General features: G+C 38.7%; 15 protein-coding genes. All 15 read left to right on the plus strand.

Annotated features, from left to right (window positions below):
* Positions 1-280 precede the first annotated feature (280 nt).
* A complete protein-coding gene (locus PK1910_RS08530; protein ID WP_105086827.1) occupies positions 281-1,216 on the plus strand; it encodes an Abi family protein in 936 nt (311 codons plus the stop codon).
* A gap of 188 nt (positions 1,217-1,404) precedes the next feature.
* Complete coding sequence (locus PK1910_RS08535) at positions 1,405-3,960, plus strand: type I restriction-modification system subunit M (protein WP_205112773.1); 2,556 nt, start codon at positions 1,405-1,407, stop codon at positions 3,958-3,960.
* Positions 3,960-5,204, plus strand: coding sequence for a restriction endonuclease subunit S (locus PK1910_RS08540; RefSeq protein WP_278467162.1), 1,245 nt, complete (start codon positions 3,960-3,962; stop codon positions 5,202-5,204). The genes PK1910_RS08535 and PK1910_RS08540 overlap by 1 nt, the downstream gene beginning before the upstream one ends.
* Positions 5,205-5,225: 21 nt before the next feature.
* Positions 5,226-8,336, plus strand: coding sequence for a type I restriction endonuclease subunit R (locus tag PK1910_RS08545; RefSeq protein WP_105086830.1), 3,111 nt, complete (start codon positions 5,226-5,228; stop codon positions 8,334-8,336).
* A 132-nt stretch (positions 8,337-8,468) separates the two neighbouring features.
* Positions 8,469-10,040, plus strand: a complete 1,572-nt coding sequence (locus PK1910_RS08550) for a tryptophan transporter (protein ID WP_287511374.1) — start codon at positions 8,469-8,471, stop codon at positions 10,038-10,040.
* 46 nt (positions 10,041-10,086) lie between these two features.
* Complete coding sequence (locus PK1910_RS08555) at positions 10,087-10,899, plus strand: energy-coupling factor ABC transporter ATP-binding protein (protein ID WP_105086832.1); 813 nt, start codon at positions 10,087-10,089, stop codon at positions 10,897-10,899.
* A 9-nt stretch (positions 10,900-10,908) separates the two neighbouring features.
* Positions 10,909-11,577 (plus strand): energy-coupling factor transporter transmembrane component T, encoded by a 669-nt coding sequence (locus PK1910_RS08560; protein ID WP_287511375.1) that lies wholly within the window; start codon positions 10,909-10,911, stop codon positions 11,575-11,577.
* A gap of 343 nt (positions 11,578-11,920) precedes the next feature.
* Entirely contained in the window at positions 11,921-12,421 is a 501-nt protein-coding gene (locus PK1910_RS08565) for a GNAT family N-acetyltransferase (protein ID WP_120055886.1), read from the plus strand.
* Between the two features lie 100 nt (positions 12,422-12,521).
* The gene (hisJ, locus tag PK1910_RS08570; RefSeq protein WP_156697056.1) at positions 12,522-13,385 is read left to right on the plus strand and encodes a histidinol-phosphatase HisJ; all 864 of its coding nucleotides are present in this window, start codon (positions 12,522-12,524) and stop codon (positions 13,383-13,385) included.
* 243 nt (positions 13,386-13,628) lie between these two features.
* Positions 13,629-15,233: an ATP phosphoribosyltransferase gene (gene hisG, locus PK1910_RS08575; RefSeq protein ID WP_287511560.1), complete on the plus strand. Its 1,605-nt coding sequence runs from the start codon at positions 13,629-13,631 to the stop codon at positions 15,231-15,233.
* A gap of 72 nt (positions 15,234-15,305) precedes the next feature.
* Complete coding sequence (gene hisD / locus PK1910_RS08580; protein ID WP_205112776.1) at positions 15,306-16,583, plus strand: histidinol dehydrogenase; 1,278 nt, start codon at positions 15,306-15,308, stop codon at positions 16,581-16,583.
* Positions 16,584-16,705: 122 nt separating this feature from the next.
* Positions 16,706-17,296 (plus strand): imidazoleglycerol-phosphate dehydratase HisB, encoded by a 591-nt coding sequence (gene hisB / locus PK1910_RS08585; RefSeq protein WP_105086837.1) that lies wholly within the window; start codon positions 16,706-16,708, stop codon positions 17,294-17,296.
* A 26-nt stretch (positions 17,297-17,322) separates the two neighbouring features.
* On the plus strand, positions 17,323-18,045 hold the full coding sequence (gene hisA / locus PK1910_RS08590) for a 1-(5-phosphoribosyl)-5-[(5-phosphoribosylamino)methylideneamino]imidazole-4-carboxamide isomerase (RefSeq protein ID WP_205112777.1): 723 nt from the start codon (positions 17,323-17,325) through the stop codon (positions 18,043-18,045).
* Between the two features lie 84 nt (positions 18,046-18,129).
* Positions 18,130-18,888: an imidazole glycerol phosphate synthase subunit HisF gene (gene hisF / locus PK1910_RS08595; protein ID WP_105086839.1), complete on the plus strand. Its 759-nt coding sequence runs from the start codon at positions 18,130-18,132 to the stop codon at positions 18,886-18,888.
* A 169-nt stretch (positions 18,889-19,057) separates the two neighbouring features.
* Positions 19,058-19,375, plus strand: a complete 318-nt coding sequence (gene hisI / locus PK1910_RS08600; RefSeq protein WP_120055872.1) for a phosphoribosyl-AMP cyclohydrolase — start codon at positions 19,058-19,060, stop codon at positions 19,373-19,375.
* The last annotated feature ends 2 nt before the right edge of the window (positions 19,376-19,377 follow it).

Below are 19,377 nucleotides of genomic sequence, written 5' to 3' on the forward strand. Positions count from 1 at the left end.
AATAATTATACACCAAGATAGAGGAGGTATTTATTATTGCCTTTAGACTGGTTCGCGACGTAGTCGCGAATTATAAAACCATCCACTATGCGGGTGCGGCAACAAAAGTTATACAAAAAGTCACTTTGCTTAAGTAGAATGTAGGTGTTTAAGCCATATTATATGTAAAAGAAAGATGATTTTTCAATAGAGTAGAATATATTTAAGAAGTGGTATAATTGTATATATAAATTTTGCTTTTGGTTTGTGTGTGGTTGGTTATTTTGAAGGGAGCGACTGTATGTCAGATGGTCCGTTTTTAACACCAAGAGAACAGATAGAGCATAGTATATCCAAAGGTATTACCTTTGATAATATTACTGAAGTGGAAGCAGAACAATATTTAGTAGAGAATAATAACTACTTTAAACTTAGAGCCTTTAGGAAGAACTTCTTAAAATCCTCAAAATCTGGAAAATATGTAAATTTAGATTTTAGCTATTTAATAGATTTAGCATGTATTGATAATAGATTGAGACGAATCATGTTAGAAATGGCTATAGGGATTGAGCATTTTTCCAAAGTTCATTTATTATCTATTTTACAGCAGAATAATATTGATCCCTATGATGTAGTTGAGGAATATATGAATCAGCTAGAGAAATCTAATTTTGAACAATTACAGCATGACTTATGGAAAAATAGTGGTAGCTTATATTGTGGTAATTTATATGCTAAATATATTGATGATCAAAATAAACGTTGTCCAGTATGGGCTTTTCTAGAAATGATTTCCTTTGGACAGTATTTATACTTCTACAAATATTGTGCAGAATTATTGCAAAATATTGAGATTACAGAACGATTATACTTAATGTATACAGTTAAAAGTTTGCGGAATGCATGTGCTCATAATAATTGTATTATCAATGATATAAATTCTACACATAATAAACGTATTAATGCTGATTTACAACGTGAATGTGCTAAATTTATAAAATCACCATCAAGTAGACGTAGACATTTGGGACATATTTCTACCTATCAAATCTTAACTACGATGTATGCTCATCAAAGAATATGTATTAGTACTGGTGTTCATAAACATATATGTGGTGAATTAGATGAACTTAAGAAACGCTTTTTTCGAGATAATGATTATAGGTTGAATGATAATATAAAAGCTACATTTGATGTGCTTATTAGAGCTATTGACACATGGTTCCACATAAGGTAATATTTAAGTACATAGAAAAACCATTTTTGGTTTCAAGCGGCAGCATCGTTAATTCGGTGTTGCTTTATTTTTTATATAGGCGCCCTCAAGGGTGCTTTTTTGTTGTATTGAAATCTATAAAAGTGGTATAGAGCTTTTGCTTGCAATGGTATAATACACATAACAACTGGTATTACTTGAGGTGGCATATGGATAAACAGCAATTAGCAAATAAAATTTGGGAATCAGCCAATAAATTGCGCTCTAAAATTGAGGCGAATGAGTATAAAGATTATATATTAGGATTCATGTTTTATAAGTTTTTGTCTCAAAAAGAGGAAGAGTTACTACGTACACAGTATCAAATAGCAAAAACTGAATATAAATCTGTTTTAGTAGAATCAAATGTAGAATTGCGTGATGCTATTCGAGATGATTTGTACTATTTTATACCATATAATCATTTGTTTTCTACATGGATTCAGGATGGTAATCAGCTTGATGTAGGTAGAGTACAAGATGCATTAAATTCTTTTGAACGATTATTGAATGATCAATATAACCGGATATATAAAGGTATCTTTGATACATTGCAATTAGGTTTAACTAAGTTAGGCGATAACTCTGGTGCCCAATCCAAAGCTATTCAACAATTAATCTTATTGATTGATGAAATACCAATGGATGGCTCTCAAGATTATGATGTCTTGGGATTTGTATATGAATATCTGATTTCGAATTTTGCTGCCAATGCAGGTAAAAAAGCGGGTGAATTCTATACGCCTCATGAAGTTTCTGTTTTGATGTCAGAAATTATAGCTCATCATTTACAGGGCCGAAATGAAATTTCAATTTATGACCCTACAAGTGGATCAGGCTCTTTGTTGATTCATATTGGTAAAAGTATTGCAAAATATAGAAGAGATAAAAATAGTATTAAATACTATGCTCAAGAGCTAAAAGAAGCAACGTATAATTTGACGAGAATGAACCTCATCATGCGTAATATTCAACCATCTAACATCATGGTTAGAAACGCAGATACATTAGAGGATGATTGGCCTTATTTTGATGAAGCAGACCCTCAACAAACGTATAATCCGTTATACTTAGATGCTGTTGTATCAAACCCTCCATATTCTCAACACTGGGATCCCAAGGGAAAAGAAAATGATCCTAGATACAGTCGATTTGGGTTAGCACCTGCTACAAAAGCTGACTATGCTTTTGTACTTCATGATCTATATCATTTAAGACCAAATGGTATTATGACAATCGTATTGCCACATGGTGTATTGTTCCGTGGGGATAGTGAAGGAGAAATTCGTAAGGCTCTTATTGATAATAATCATATTGATGCAATTATTGGTTTGCCAGCTAATATTTTCTTTGGTACAAGCATCCCGACAATCATTATGGTATTGCGTCAGAAGAGAGAGAATCAGGATGTACTAGTTATTGATGCTTCAGAATATTTTGTGAAAGCTAATAAGAATAACAAGTTGCAGGCATCAGATATTCGTCGCGTTATAGATGCTTATTGTAAGAGAGAAACGATTGCTGGATATTGTACCGTTGTATCTCGTGATGAGATTATAAGTAATGATTACAATTTAAATATTCCTCGCTATGTGGACACATCTAAAAATGATGAAATATATGATATATATGGTATTGTTCATGGGGGGATTCCATATAATGAGATAGAAAAATTATCCCTATATTGGAATGTGTTTGAAGGACTTGATAAAGAAATTTTTAAACAAGGTCAAGATGGATACTATTCATTGGTAGAGGGGAATATTGCTAAGATTGTACAGGATTATCCTGCTGTAAATGCATTTACAGACTCCTTGGGGTTAAAGATTGATCATTATATAGAACACGTCTCGCAGTCTGTTATTGATAATTTTAAAGTTGGAATGGATGAAACTGTTTGGCATACCTTGTCAAACGAGTTATTTGAACAATTTTCTAATATACCATTAATCGACACATATGATATCTATCAAATTATGAGTGATAATTGGTCTAAAATTACATTAGATATCGATAAGATGGGATATAATGGTAAAGCCTTGGTTGCTTCTGTAGAGCCCAATATGGTAATGAAAAAGAAAAATAATAAACAAGTAGAGGTTCAAGACGGGTGGAAAGGGGCTATTGTTCCTTTTGAATTAGTACAAGAATTATATTTGCAGAATGAACTTTCAAATGTAACGCATATAGAGAATGAACTTGAAGCAATTAAAGAGCGAATCGCTGAACTTGCTGAAGCTGTACCAATGGACTATCAAGATATGGAATTCCTGAATGATGATAGAACTGGGTTTGTGAAGACGCCATTGAACGCCGCTGTTAAGATTTATAAAGATGAACCAGAATTATACCCATTATTAAAGGCTGTTAAAGATTTATATGCTGAAGAAACAAAATTAAAAAAATGTCAGAAAGAGGCTGTAGCTGAGTTAGCTGATGCTACAAAATATTGTATGGAGAATCTTACTGATGAACAAATAGATGAATTGTTATATCAACATTGGATTGTGCCAGCAATAAATGAACTAAAAGCGTATTCAAAAAAGGTCATCAATGATTTTGTTCAATGTTTAAGTGCTTTATCCAATAAATATGGAACTTCACTACAATCAATTGATAATGATATTAGAGTTGTAGAGCAAGAGTTGATTACATTATTGCGTGAGTTAGAAGCTAATGACGATATGGGGATATCCGCCTTATTAGAATTGTTAGGAGCAAAATGATGAATACTAATAAAAAAACTCCTAAGTTACGATTTAAAGGCTTTACTGATGATTGGGAACAGCGTAAGTTGGGTGATGTAGCAATTATTACTGGGGGAGGAACTCCAAGCACTAATGTTCCTGAATATTGGAATGGAGATATTGATTGGTATTCTCCAGTAGAAATAGGTAAGAATCGCTATGTTAGTAAAAGTACTCGAAAAATAACAAAGTTGGGTCTAGAGAAAAGTTCTGCTAAATTACTTCCAATTGGAACTGTTTTATTCACATCAAGGGCAGGTATAGGTAATACAGCAATTTTACAAGCTGAAGGGTGTACAAATCAGGGGTTTCAATCGATTACTCCTGATTCAAAAGAATTAGATACGTATTTTTTATATACTATGACACCGAGATTAAAGCGTTATGGAGAAGTAACTGGTGCAGGATCAACCTTTGTTGAAGTTTCTGGTAAACAAATGGAAAAGATGAGTTTAGTACTCCCTTCATTAGAGGAACAAAAACAAATAGGCCGATTTTTTAGGACTATAGATGATTCTATTACCCTTCATCAGCGTAAGCTTGAGAAACTGAAATTAAATAAGAGTGCACTTTTACAAAAATTATTCCCTCAAAAAGGATGTACGATTCCAGATGTTAGATTCAAAGGATTTACTGATGCTTGGGAACAGCGTAAGCTAAATGATTTTGGAATAGCGACAGGTGGAACATCAATTGAATCAGAATTTGTTGATGGAGGAACTTATAAAGTTATTAATATTGGTAGTTATTCAGAAGAATCAGTTTATAATGATCAAGGATTAAGGGTTAATAAGACAGACAAAACTAAGTCTAGGATTCTTAATAAATATGATTTAACAATGATCTTAAATGATAAGACCGCTTCAGGGAATATAATTGGCCGGGTACTATTAATCGATCAAGATAATACATATGTATATAATCAGCGAACAGAACGAATTGAGGTTGATACAAAGAATTTTCTTCCTATGTTTTTATACCATATGTTAAATGCACCAGAACAAAGAAAATATATTGTTAAAGCGAGTCAAGGTAATACCCAAATTTATGTGAATTGGTCAACTATTAGTAATATTGATTATATGATTCCACAACTCCTATTAGAGCAAGAGAAAATAGCAAATCTTTTTTCTTTGATTAATAAAGATATTACCCTTCATCAGCGTAAATTGGATTGCCTTATATCAATAAAAAAAGGTTTACTTCAACAGTTATTTGTGTAGATTTAATAGATTAGGTGAATTATGATTTTTACAAAAGAATCTGATTTTGAATTAGCCCTTATTCAGCAGTTATCTAATCATGGTTGGGAAGCAGAGTGTATTGAATATCCAACAGAAGAGGCGCTTGTAAAGAATTGGGCAGATATTATTTATAAAAATAACTGTTCTCCTGACAAGCTAGATAAATATCCGTTGACTGATAGCGAGATGAATCAAATCTTAATGCAAATTAAGATGTTGAAAAGTCCTGCCATGATAAATGATTGGATAAATGGCAAAGTAGTTACTATTAAACGTGATAATCAAGATGATGCGATGCATTTGGGGAAAAATGTATCACTTAAAATTTTTGACCGTAATGAAATTGCTTCTGGACAAAGTGTTTATCAAATAGCACGTCAACCACAATTTAAAGGGCTTAATGATGTTTCTAGAGATAGACGTGGAGACGTCATGTTGCTAATTAATGGGATGCCTGTTATTCATATTGAATTGAAACGTTCAGGTATTCCGGTTGATTTCGCAATTAATCAAATTGATTTATATAATCGTCGTGGTTTGTTCTCTGGATTATTTGCTTTAATACAAATTTTTGTGGCTATGACACCAGAAGAAACGGTATATTTTGCTAATCCTGGAAATGGAGAAGCTTTAAAGTCAGAATTTCAATTTCATTGGGCCGATGTAAACAATGAAATTATAGGGGATTGGACTCAAATTGCCGGAACATTGTTGGCAATTCCTTTAGCACATGAATTATTAGGGTTTTATACAATTCCAGATAGCTCTGACGGTGTCCTCAAAGTGATGCGTAGCTATCAGTATTATGCAGCAAGTCGTATTGCAGATATAGTTAGTAAAGCTGATTGGGGATATACCAGTCCTTTAGGTGGGTATATTTGGCATACAACAGGATCTGGTAAAACTATGACATCGTTTAAAACGGCGCAGATTATTGCGAGTGTAGGAGATGCTGATAAAATCGTATTTCTTGTGGACCGTGTTGAATTAGGAACACAGTCTTTGCAGGCATATCAAGGGTTTGCCGACTCTGCTACATCCGTAGAAGGTACAGAAAGTGGTACTGTATTACTGAAAAAACTAGATAGCATTGAACCAAAGGATATGATAATTGTTTCCTCTATTCAAAAGATGAATCAATTATCTAAAGATGATACACGCGATGATATGTTAAACCGTGTTAAAGGAAAACGGTTGGTTTTTATTTTTGATGAATGTCATCGCAATACTTTTGGCGATATGTTGAGAGCAATTAAAGAAACATTCCCACATGCTTTATTATTTGGGTTTACAGGCACGCCAATTTTTAAAGATAATGCAAAGAAAACATTAGCGACTGCCGATTTATTTGGTGATGAATTGCACCGGTATAGTATTTCTGATGGTATTCGAGATAAAAATGTGTTAGGGTTTGATATTACATCGGTGCCAACATATAGTGATGAAGATTTACGTAATGCAGTTGCATTACGTGAGGTTGGCGCTAATACCGTTAGTGATGTTATGGAATCTCCCGAAAAACGAGAAGCCTATTACCATTTTATAAATGATGTACCTATGGTTCGAGATTATGAACATGGATATACAAGAGGTATTGAGGATTATATAGAAAATGGGCATTATGATAATGATGACCATCGTAGAGCTGTAATTGAAGATATTCATGGTAAATGGTTGGTACAAAGTTATAAAGGATTATTCCATGGTATTTTAGCAACCCATAGTATATCTGAAGCGATTTCTTACTATCGATTGTTTAGACGGAGTGCACCTAATTTAAAAGTAGTGGCCTTATTTGACCCTACTGTAGATGGTGAAATGGATCCTACAACCGCTGTTATTAAAGATGAAGCATTGGAAGAAATCTTAGAGGATTATAATACATATTTCAATCAAAAATTTACTGCATCAAGTTATGCTTCATTTAAGCGTGATGTTTGTGCTAGACTTGCGCATAAGCTGCAATATCGTTCTAATGATGTAGAAATTGATACAGATAAATACATTGATGTTGTAATTGTCGTTAAACAATTACTGACAGGTTTTGATTCAAAATATGTAAATACACTATATGTTGATAAAATTATGGCTTATGAAGAAATAGTACAAGCTTTCTCTAGAACAAACCGTTTATATGGTCCAGAAAAACCATTTGGTAGCATTAGATATTATCGTAAGATACATACTATGTCTCGTAATATTCAAGATGCTTTTAGGTTATATTCTGGATCGGTACCTGAAGGGTTATATGCAGATAAAAAAGATCAGAATATTCGCAAAATGAATGTTATAGTAGAGGATATTTCAGATTTATTTATATCAGAAGGCATAGAATACTATTCAAAATTACCGGATAATATAGCGAGTAGACATAAATTTGGACGCTTATTCTATCAATTGCGTAGCTTAATGGAAGCTATTCGGCTACAGATGTTTACGTGGCAAAAGAATATTGATGAGAAACTAGGACTAAATTTAGATGAGGAAACGTATAACACATTAGCAGTTCGATATGGCGAATTATTTAGTTCTAGTACACCTGATGGTAAATCTAATCCAGTGATTCCTTTTGATATAACTGCCAAAGCTCATAAGCAAGAATCTATTCGGATTGATGCTGATTATATGAATAAAAATTTTGAGAAGTATATAAGAGCATATAATATTGATGACTTTGATAGTACTTTAATTGATCAATTAAGAATGATGCTTCATAAAAGCTTTGCTCAATTATCTCAAGAAGAACAACGTGCTGCTAGACAAATTTTGGTTGATATAGAACATAAGCGGTTAGTTGTTGACGAGAATAAGACATTGACTGATTATATCAATGAATATATGAATGTCGATTGGAACGCGAAGATACAGTATTGTATTAATTTGTTGGGTGTTGATGAAGCTAAGTTGAGGGCATTGTTAAATGCTCATGTTAATGAAACTAACATTGATGAATATGGACGCTTTAATGAGTTGATTTCCACTGTAGACATCGAGCGAGCTAAACAAAATTTAGGAATTGTAGATCAACCTCATTGGAAATGTATTATTAAAATTAAAAATATACTTAGGGAGTTTGTTATTTATAATAAGCTTGATGGTTATAAATCGTAAATTTGCTTTAGAGTATATTATAAAAATAGCAGGATTAATCCCCTGCTATTTTTTGTTGCGCTCTAAACTTTCACAATACCCGTATAAATGTTAAAATAAATCCATATATATTTTTATAGAAATGAGGCTATTATGGAACGGATTCAGGATCTTGTGTACACGCATGTGCAGGGTGGCCAGTTTAGATGGGTTACTGTTAGCACATTGATGCTCGCATTGGGCACGATTTTGCATTTGGTGAGCCCTAGTGTGGCTGGGGTAACGCCGAACTGGACGATTGCTACGTACTGCGTAGCTATTTTATTGACTCGTCCTAGTTTGAGTCAAACCTTGGGGATTGGCCTCGTGGCGGCCCTCATCAATGTATTGACGTCTAAGTCAGCGTTCCCTTACGGCAACTTGTTGTCTGAGCCGGGTGGTGCTTTGACGGCGGCTCTCGTAACGCGCGCTATGTTGTCCATGAAGTTCCGTAAAATTGGTGGTTTTGATTTAACGCCTGTCGTGTCTGGCTTTTTAGCAACTGTTGTATCTGGCGGTATCTTTGTTACCATTTTGTGGCAAGTGCTTGGGTTGCCAAATAATGTGTACATGTACGGCATGTGGCCATTGGTACTTATCGTAGGGGCCTTGAATGGTGCCATTACACCAATCTTGTATATTCCGGCACAACGTCTATTTTCTAAACGTGGCATGTTGCCAAATGCGGACCAATTGACATCTGATCATAGTCGCTTGACTATCTTGCCTGAGCGCCAAGCTAAAATATCCATTGAGCACGTAAATTACTATCATCCTAAGGCGACTACACCATCCCTTGAAAATATCAATCTCGATGTAAATGAAGGTGATTTTCTCGTTGTTACAGGCCCTGCAGGCTGTGGTAAAAGCACCCTTTGTATGGCGATGGTAGGGGCGGTGCCTAAATTCTATGGTGGACGGCTAGAAGGCATGGTCTTCGTAGATGGTCATGCGACTACGCAAATGGAAATCCCAGAACTTGCGAACCATATCGGTGTAGTTCTGGCCGACTACGATACACAGCTCGTAACGATGACAGTTCGTGAAGAAGTAGCCTTTGCTATGGAAAACCGCGGTTATGACCGTGAAACTATTAAAGCTCGTTCTGAAGAGGTGTTTAAGCAAGTTGGCCTTGTAGGCTTAGAAGACCGCAAGATTACAAGTTTATCTGGTGGTCAACGCCAACGTTTGGCTATCGCTTCCGTATTGGCTACGAACCCAACCGTACTTGTTCTTGATGAACCGACAAGCTCTCTCGATCCAGATGGGACCGCAGAATTATATCGCCTCGTAGGTGATTTGAACCAAAAACACGGTATCACCGTTGTCGTTATCGACCATGACTTGCATGCCGTATTGCCGTATGCTAACCGCATGGCCCTCATGGTAAATGGTTCTATCGCCTGTGATGACGATGTACCGACTACGCTTCGTTACATGTACGAGCACAACATTCACGTCGATGCATTGCCATCCGTGTTTACAACCTATATGGAATTGGAACAAGCCGGCTTCCACAGCGATGAACCTTGGCTCAGCATCGAGTCTGCTATCAAGGGCTTGCACCAAATTGAAATGGCTCATGCTATTCAAACCGAGGTGCATGGTAAAAGCAACTCTCCAGCTAATCAAAGAATTACAGTAGATAATCTTGTTGATCAATCTAATATAGTAGAAAATAGATAACCAGTTCAACGTGTTGATGATGTACCAGGAAAGGACGGTGGAGCTCATGCTTAAGGTTGAAAACATCCGCTTTGGCTATGTGCCATCCGTAGATATTTTCCGAAACGTGACTTTCACTATCGAAGGAGGCGAATATATCGCTATCGGTGGTCGTAATGGTTGCGGCAAAACGACTATTACGCGATTACTTGTCGGCCTAGAAAAGGCTAGGGAAGGCCACATGTATTATAACGGCAGAGATATTACGTCCATGCCGCCGTCTAAACGGGGGCAATTTATCGGCTATGTATTCCAACAGCCAGATCGCCAAATGTTCAGACCTACCGTAGCCACAGAGGTTGCCTTCGGACCTGAGTCCTTGGGGCGCAGTAAAGCCGAAGTGAAGCGTATCGTTGATGAAGTATTGGAGCGCACAGGCATCGGCCATTTGCGTGAAGCTTATCCTCCAACATTACGCCGCGGTGAAAAGCAACGCGTTGCCATTGCTTCTGCGTTGGCTATGCAATCTAAAATCCTCATCCTTGATGAACCAACCAGTGGTCAAGATGGTAAGGAAACTAAAGAGCTATTAGCATTATTGCGTCAGCTTAATTTAGAAGGTATCACAATCCTTCTTATTACCCATGATATGGAAATCATGGCTAGCGAATGTAGCCGTGCTATCATCATGGGCAACCAAACCGTTGCCTTTGACGGCAGTCCAGAAGAATTATTCAAAAAATCTACGGATGAATTGCAAGAGTTAGGCCTTACGAAACCGCCAAGTGTGGAACTTTCACTAGCGGTACCATCCTTAGGCTATTGCAAATCTATGGATGAATTGAAATCCAAGTTAGTGGCTCAGTTGAGCGGAAAATAGGAGGGACATATGGAACGTTTAGTACCGTTAACAAAAATCTTGATGACCCTCGCTGTATCCGTGTGGGCCATCCTGTTGCGCGACTGGGTATCGCTATTGGCATTAGTCGTAGTAGAACTCGGTGCATTGTTTTTGGCAGGTTTGTTATTCAAACAACGCAAAGCCGTGTTGGCATTAACTAGCTTCGCTGTATTCCTTGGCCTCATCCAATTCCTTGGCAGCGGCGATGTAACCTCTGCCATTGTATCCGGCTTACGAATGTTGGCTATGACACTTGTCTTTATAGGCTTGTTGGCAACTACAAAATTACAAGACCTTACGGCCGCGCTCGTAACACAATGCAAAATTCCTTATGAATATGCATTTATGTTCACTGCTGCGCTCCGCTTCGTGCCTGACTTTATTGCTGAAAGCCATGCTGTACAAGAGGCGCAAGCTTGCCGTGGCTTATCTCTAGAAGGCAACTTCATTAAGCGTATCAAATCCTATGCATCTGTTATTCAACCATTGCTGTTGAAATCCTTGGGACGCTCCGAAACAATGGCATTATCCTTAGAATTACGTGGATTCGGTGGCCCCACACACAGCTTTGCTGCATCCGTAGGATTGAAAAGAATCGATTATACTGTGATTAGTGCTTTAATTGCTATTACAGTACTTTTATTTGTTATTGTGTAATTTTCTTATAAATCAAGTAAGAGTATGTTTTTGCTCCTATAGAAATGTATTAGCTCTAATAGTCATAATAAAAAATATGATGAGAGTATATAAGTAAAATAAGAGCTTTTTACTTATATATGCTTCAAAACGTATATGCTGAGTGGTAAAATTTACCACTCAGTTTTGTTGTATTGGGCATATAGATGTAAAATATGTAATTCTTACCTCAAAAGATGGAGAAAAGTGAAATGGTATGTTATACGAATAGTTCGTCCTTTTTCTTGCGTATGTGGGCTATTTTTATATATTATGTTAAATAGAAATAATATTTTTAGGATACCTACAGTTTTGAGGAATACTTATGAGTGAGTTAGTAATACGACCAATTACAAGGAATGATATAGCCCCTTGTTTAGATATTTATAACTATGAGGTTGTGAACGGCGTAGCCACGCTTGATCTTGAACCCCGCACGTTGCCAGAGTGGCAGGAGTGGTATGAGTCTCATAGTGATGAACACCATCCTATTGTGGTAGGTACCATTGATGGGCTTGTAGCAGGCTATGCATCGCTTTCACCATATCGACCTAAAGAGGCCTATAAAAGTACCGTCGAATTATCTATCTATATCCATCAAGATTATCGCGGTAGGAGAATCGCTACACAGCTGATGGCTCATATTTTAGAAATAGCAAAAAATGATCCGTTATTGCACAATGTGGTATCCGTTATTACGGCTGGCAATGAAGGCAGCACCAAGTTACACGCGCGATTTGGCTTTACCTATTGTGGTTTAACGCCTCAAGTTGGATTCAAACATGGTAAATATCAGGATACCGAAACATACGCATTATTGGTATAATAATTAGTATAGTAAAAGATAAATATTAATACGTTATACTAATGATGTATAGATTATAGATAAGGATTCGCCAGGGGTTAGGGCGAATAGGGGTGATTGAATGAACATGAAAGATGAACGGCAGTTCGTTGGATATAGTAAATATCGTAGCCGTCTCGTGGACGGTCATGTGCATACGGAGTTGTGTCCACATGGTAGTGGGGACCGAACTGCGATGATGATTGAGAAGGCCATCGAGTTGCGTATCGAAAAGGTATGCCTTACAGAACATGCACCATTGCCAATAGCTTTTGCTGCAGAATATGGTGGTGATAAAAAGGCCTATGACACAGCGTCTTTGAAATTAAATGAAGTTGATACTTACTTAGAGTTGGGTCGTCAATTACAACGTGCCTATGGCACACATATCGATATTTCTCTCGGTTTTGAAGTCGATTATATTCCAGGCTTTGAATCAGACATTCAAGAGTTCTTGGATCGCTATGGTCCGTTGACGGATGATAATATTTTATCCGTTCACTTTATGGAAGGCGTTAATAATGCCTTTTACTGCTTAGACTACAGTCCTGAAGAATTCGAAAAAGGCTTCGGCCCGTGGATCGAAAAACAATATGAGTTATATTACAAGTATTATTCTACAGTGCGTCAAGCCGTGCGTGCTGACCTCGGTGAATATACACCTAAACGCATAGGTCATTTTGATTTAATCAAGAAATACCAACATCACTTTGGATTTGAACGTCATTTAGATCGTCGCAATGCGCAGGTGGTGAGCGATATTTTGCATATCATGCGCGTTCAAGGTCGCGAGCTAGACTACAACATGAGCGGCTTCTTCAAATCAGATTGTCGTGAAATGTACCCAAGCCGTTTCATTCAAGGCATGGCGGCTATCATTGGTGTGCCATTTGTATTGGGATCTGATGCACATAGCGTGGCAGATATAGAAAACGTTTGGGGCTAGCATAAAATCATTATTATAGTAAATACATGAAATATTAACGGTTCTATTGACAATTCTATAGAACCGTTATATTATAATTTCATACTTTAATAAAGTAAAGCGATAAAATAGAAAAGTATCGATATAGGTAAATTTTTTCTCATGGTGTATTGAATAACCACATAACTAGAATAATAGCAAAGGTATATGGCTTTCACAGGTGTGAGAAATGATATGAATCAATTGATAGAAAGGATGTTTACGATGGTACAGCAGCAATTACCTACTGGTTTCCGCGATGATATAGGGATCGTAGCAGAGCGCAAGGATGATGTGAGTCAATATGTACTCGGTCTTTGTCGAAATCGTCAATACACAAAGATCTCTACGCCTCTCGTAGAGTACAAAGATGTATTCAATGGCTATGCAATGGGGCGCGGTCAACATATGTACGAATTCATGGATAGTTCTGATGAGTCCGTCGTAATTCGTCCTGATTTGACGATGCCAATCGGTCGTTTTTTGGCGACTACCAATATTGAATTGCCTCGCACGTTCTACTACTTGGGCGATGTGTTTATGAAAAATAAAAAGCACCGCGGCGATGTGAACCAAGTGACGCAAGGTGGCATCGAGATGGTAGGCTACGAAGGGCTTGAGGCTGAGCAAGAGTGCTTCAAGATTATTAAAGAGGTGAACGAAGCTCAGTTGGGTAATCATTTGTTGCTCGAAATTGGGGATGCTCGGTTCTCTCGTGCTATTACCGATGCTCTTGGACTCAGCGATGATGAAAAGACGGAGCTCTTAGAGGCGTTATTCACTAAATACTTGCCACGATATAACGAGTTGATTTCTGACTTTAAAAATAGTGCGCTATATCCTTTCTTAACTGTATGGCCTCGCTTGTTTGGTACGGTTCAAGATATAAAGGATGAGCTTAATCAAATTATCTTGCCTGCAGCGGCGCAGCGCATTTTAGATAATCTCGTAGATATGGCAAATCAAGTGGAAGCAACGGGGCAACGGGTTCGCATTGATGTTTCTACGGAACCACTTCAATCCTATTACACAGGTCTTACTTTTAGAGGCTATGTGGACGGCGTGTCTCAATACATCGTCAGCGGCGGCCGTTATGATGGCTTGCTATCTAGCTTTGATGGTACGCCGATGCCGGCAGTAGGGATGGCTTTTAATATCGACGTCTTGACTGATATTACCTTGCAGGGTGAAAGCAAAGCTCAAGATAACGATATATTGCGTATCGCTCTTACGAAGGGGCGCGTAGAAAAGGATTTTATTCCACTCCTAGAAGCATGTGGCATTAATTGCGAGCCATTACATAATAAGGCGCGCAAGCTCATTATCTCTTTAGGCGATTCTATGGAGGTAATCCTTGTAAAGGGGCCAGATGTAACGACGTATTTGAAAAATGGTGTTGTTGATCTTGGCATCGTCGGTAGCGATGTGCTCGATGAACAAGACGATACGAGCTATGAAATGTTAGATTTACAAACGGGTAAATGCCAATTTATCTTGGCGTCCTTAGCGGGCTATGATCCTAAAGAAGGTCGCCGTCAACGAATTGGTACAAAATATCCAACCGTTACGAAACAGTACTTTGGAGCTCAAGACGTGGAAATCATCAAAATTGAAGGCTCCGTTGAGCTAGCCCCACTTGTAGGACTAGCAGATGCTATCGTAGATATTACGGAAACGGGTACCACTTTGCGTGAAAACAATCTAGAAATCTTCGATTGGCTACAGCCCATATCTACACGCTTAGTAGCAAATCCATTAGCATTAAAACAAAAGAGAAATACCATTTTTAAGCTCATAGATCAGCTTTTAGAAGCAATTAATAAAAATTAATAAATAAGATGTAGAGTGAATCATATATTTAACAAGCAATACGAATAGCTTAAGTAGGAAGAAGGATGACAGATGAAAATATATAAGGAATCATTAGATACGATGCTTGCCATCGTACGGAATTACACACAGCAAACCACAGATATGGAAATCGAGCGTCGGGTGTACGATATCATTGCTGATGTCCGCACTAACGGTGATGCGGCGCTCAAAGCGTATTCTGAAAAATTTGACGGCGTTTCCATTGAAGATTTCAAGGTGCCTCAAGAGGAAATCAACGCAGCTTATGAGTCTTTATCTGATGATTTGAAAGCCGCATTATTAAAGGCAAAGGCAAACATTACAGAATTCCACAGCCGTGAAATCGAGCAGGGCTTTGTGGACATGGATACACCGGGTATCATCCGCGGTCAAAAGGTGATTCCCTTGGCTCGCGTTGGTCTCTACGTCCCTGGAGGTACAGCCGCGTACCCTTCGACCATTATCATGACTGCTTTGCCTGCAAAAATCGCAGGGGTGAGAGAAATCGTTATGGTTACGCCCCCTCAAAAGGATGGCATTAATCCTGCCGTATTAGGTGCTGCAAAGCTTGCCGGCGTTGATGCGGTATATCAAGTGGGCGGTGCCCAAGGTGTGGCGGCCCTTGCTTATGGTACGGAAACGATTCCAAAGGTAGATAAAATCGTAGGCCCTGGCAATATTTACGTGGCAACGGCGAAACGTCAAGTATTTGGCCAAGTCGATATCGACATGATTGCGGGTCCAAGTGAAATCGGTGTTATCGCCGATGACAGCGCAAATCCAGTTCACCTCGCAGCAGATCTCTTATCTCAAGCTGAACATGATCCTCGTGCGCGCGCTATTATGGTGACTACTAGTGAAAGTTTAGCAAATGCCGTATCCGATGAGGTGGAACGTCAACTTAAATTGTTACCTCGTGAAAGTATCGCTCGTCCAGCTATTGAAAACAACAGTTATATTGCCATTATGGACAGCATTGAAGACATGTTCACGGTGATGAACGAAGTGGCGCCAGAGCATTTGGAAATCCAATTGCCAGATCCAATGAATTACATGAGCCTCGTTCAAAATGCAGGCTCCGTATTCCTCGGCGCTTATGCGTCTGAACCATTGGGCGATTATGTAGGTGGTACGAACCACGTATTGCCTACTAGTGGTACGGCGCGATTCTCATCTCCGTTAGGCGTATATGACTTTGTGAAACGTACATCTTTCACACAATTTACAAAAGAACGTTTAGAAGAAGTGGCAAAACACATTACTACATTGGCTCGTACGGAAGGTCTCGAAGCGCATGCTCGTGCCATCGAAGTACGATTTGAAAAATAGCTTATAAAAAATATTAGAAAATAAATTTGGTATCTATATTTATATGTGTATTTAAAATATACAGTGAAAACATAGATTAGAAATATAGATTATAAAAATAGATTTGAAGTATAGAGGTCGTTATGATACGCACAGGTACGGTGCAACGCACCACTCAAGAAACAGATATTACAGTAGAAATTACCCTTGATGGGGCACAAACAAGCTCCATATCCACAGGGATTGGCTTTTTTGACCACATGTTGACGCTATTGGCGAAGCACGGCCGTTTTGAACTTATGGTAGAGGCAAAGGGCGATACATATGTGGATGCTCATCATACGGTTGAGGACGTTGGACTTGCATTAGGTCAGGCCTTGGTGAAAGCTCTTGGCGATAAGGCTGGTATCGAGCGCTATGGCGATGCTTGGGTTCCTATGGATGAAGCATTGACGCAAGTTGTAATCGATTTGAGCGGTCGTCCATACCTCGTTTTCCAAGGGGAATGGAGTACGCCGATTCTAGGTGGCAACTTTGAAACAGAGTTGGTGGAGGATTTCTTCCAAGCTCTTGCGATGAGCGCTGCTATGAACTTACATGTGCGCAATTTATATGGTCGCAATACACACCACATTATTGAAAGCATGTTTAAGGCAACGGGCCGTGCGTTGCGCAAAGCAGTTACTATCAACCCAGATATCCAAGGCGTAAATTCTACAAAGGGCGTTATTTAATACAGTCATTTAATAAAGGAGAACCTATGATTTTTCCAGCTATAGATTTACAAGATGGGCGCAGTGTTCGTCTTTATAAAGGCGATTTTGCACAGGAAACGGTCATCAACCCTGATCCAGTAGACCAAGCGAAACAATATGAAGCAGCTAAGGTTGGAGCCTTGCACCTCGTTGATTTAGATGGAGCCAAGGCGGGTAAGCCTGTAAATGTAGACATTGTAAAAGCAGTGCGTGCAGCTTTCACAGGCATCCTTGAAATTGGAGGCGGCATTCGAGATAAAGAGGCCGTTGACCTCTATTTAGGATTGGGCGTAGATCGCGTTATCTTAGGATCTGTAGCGCTTAAAAATCCGGAGCTTACAAAGCAGGTTATCACTGAATACGGTGCGGAGCGCATCGTTATCGGTGTAGATGGAAAAAATGGCAAGGTCGCCGCTGAAGGTTGGCTCGACCAATCCGACGTGCCGATGACCGATTTAATTGGTGCCATGGTTGAAGGTGGGGCAAAGTATTTTATCGTTACCGATGTAGACCGAGACGGTACGATGCAGGGTGCCAATGAAGAGTTACTTGGAAATTTGCAAAAAGAATTCTCTACAGCACGCATCGTTGCCTCTGGGGGTGTTCGTAATTTGGCAGATATTAAATCCCTTGAACAAAAAGGCGTTATGGATAGCATCGTTGGTAAGGCTCTGTATGAGGGCTCGATTACACTAGAGGAAATCGCCGAGTACAATCAGCAGAAATAATAGAAATGATTGTGATGCTCTCAAATTAATTATTGATCGCAACCAATGGAATATATTGAGTGACACTCGATGGAAAGGAGCTTTATGTTAGCGAAACGGATTATTCCTTGCCTAGATGTAGATGATGGGCGCGTAAAAAAAGGGGTTAACTTTGTTAATCTCGTAGACGTAGGCAGTCCCGTAGACATTGCGGCCTCCTATGAGCAGCAACAAGCTGATGAGCTCGTATTTTTAGACATTACGGCCACCGTTGATGCGCGGACTACTATGCGCGATGTGGTTCAAGAAATCTCCACACAAGTATTTATGCCACTCACCGTGGGGGGTGGTATCAAGAGCGTTGATGATATGACGGCTTTGTTAAAAGCTGGTGCCGACAAGGTATCTTTGAACTCCGCGGCTCTCGTTAACCCTGAGCTCATCACAGAAGGGGCTCAAAAGTTTGGCAATCAATGTATGGTGGTAGCCATCGACGTGAAAACCGATGAAAAAACTGGTGAATGGTATGCTTACACTCATGGTGGGCGCAACCGTACAGAATGGAAAGCTCTCGACTGGGCTAAAGAGGCCGTAGCTCGTGGAGCAGGAGAGTTGCTAGTGACAAGTATGGACAAAGATGGCACGAAATCCGGCTTTGATATTGAACTATATAAGGCTCTAGAGTCCGTCGTAAATGTACCTATCATCGCCTCTGGAGGGGCAGGTAAGGTTGAGGATTTTATAGATCTCTTTAAGCAAACCAGCGTTACCGGTGCACTGGCGGCATCTATATTCCACTTCGGAGAAGTTAAAATTCCTGAACTCAAACAAGAACTACGAGCTCACGGAATTACAGTACGCTAAAACAGATTTAAAAAATTATTATCTCTCGTAAGTTCTTTACTAGTCTATATGTCCAGAGTTAGTTAAATAGTTTATTTATAGATAAACAGAAAATAGAAATAGCAATAGATAGAGACACAAGCTAATATAGGATAACAGATTATTGATTACTTTTAATAAAGGATAGAATATGAAACCGGATTTTGAAAAAGGAAATGGCTTGTTGCCGACGGTTGTGCAGGATGCGGAGACAAAGGACGTCCTCATGGTGGCGTGGATGAACGAAGAAAGCTTTCACAAGACACTAGAAACAAGGGAAACGTGGTTTTGGTCTCGGTCTCGTCAAGAACTATGGCATAAGGGTGGTACCAGTGGCAATGTGCAGCATGTATTGAGCATGGCTCTCGATTGTGATGGCGACACCTTGCTCATTCAAGTTAAGCCTGAAGGTCCTGCCTGTCATACCGGGCGTACAAGCTGTTTCTTTAATGAAGTAGAACGGAGTTAAAC

Source organism: Veillonella parvula (assembly GCF_036456085.1).
Taxonomy (GTDB): Bacteria; Bacillota; Negativicutes; order Veillonellales; family Veillonellaceae; genus Veillonella; species Veillonella parvula_E.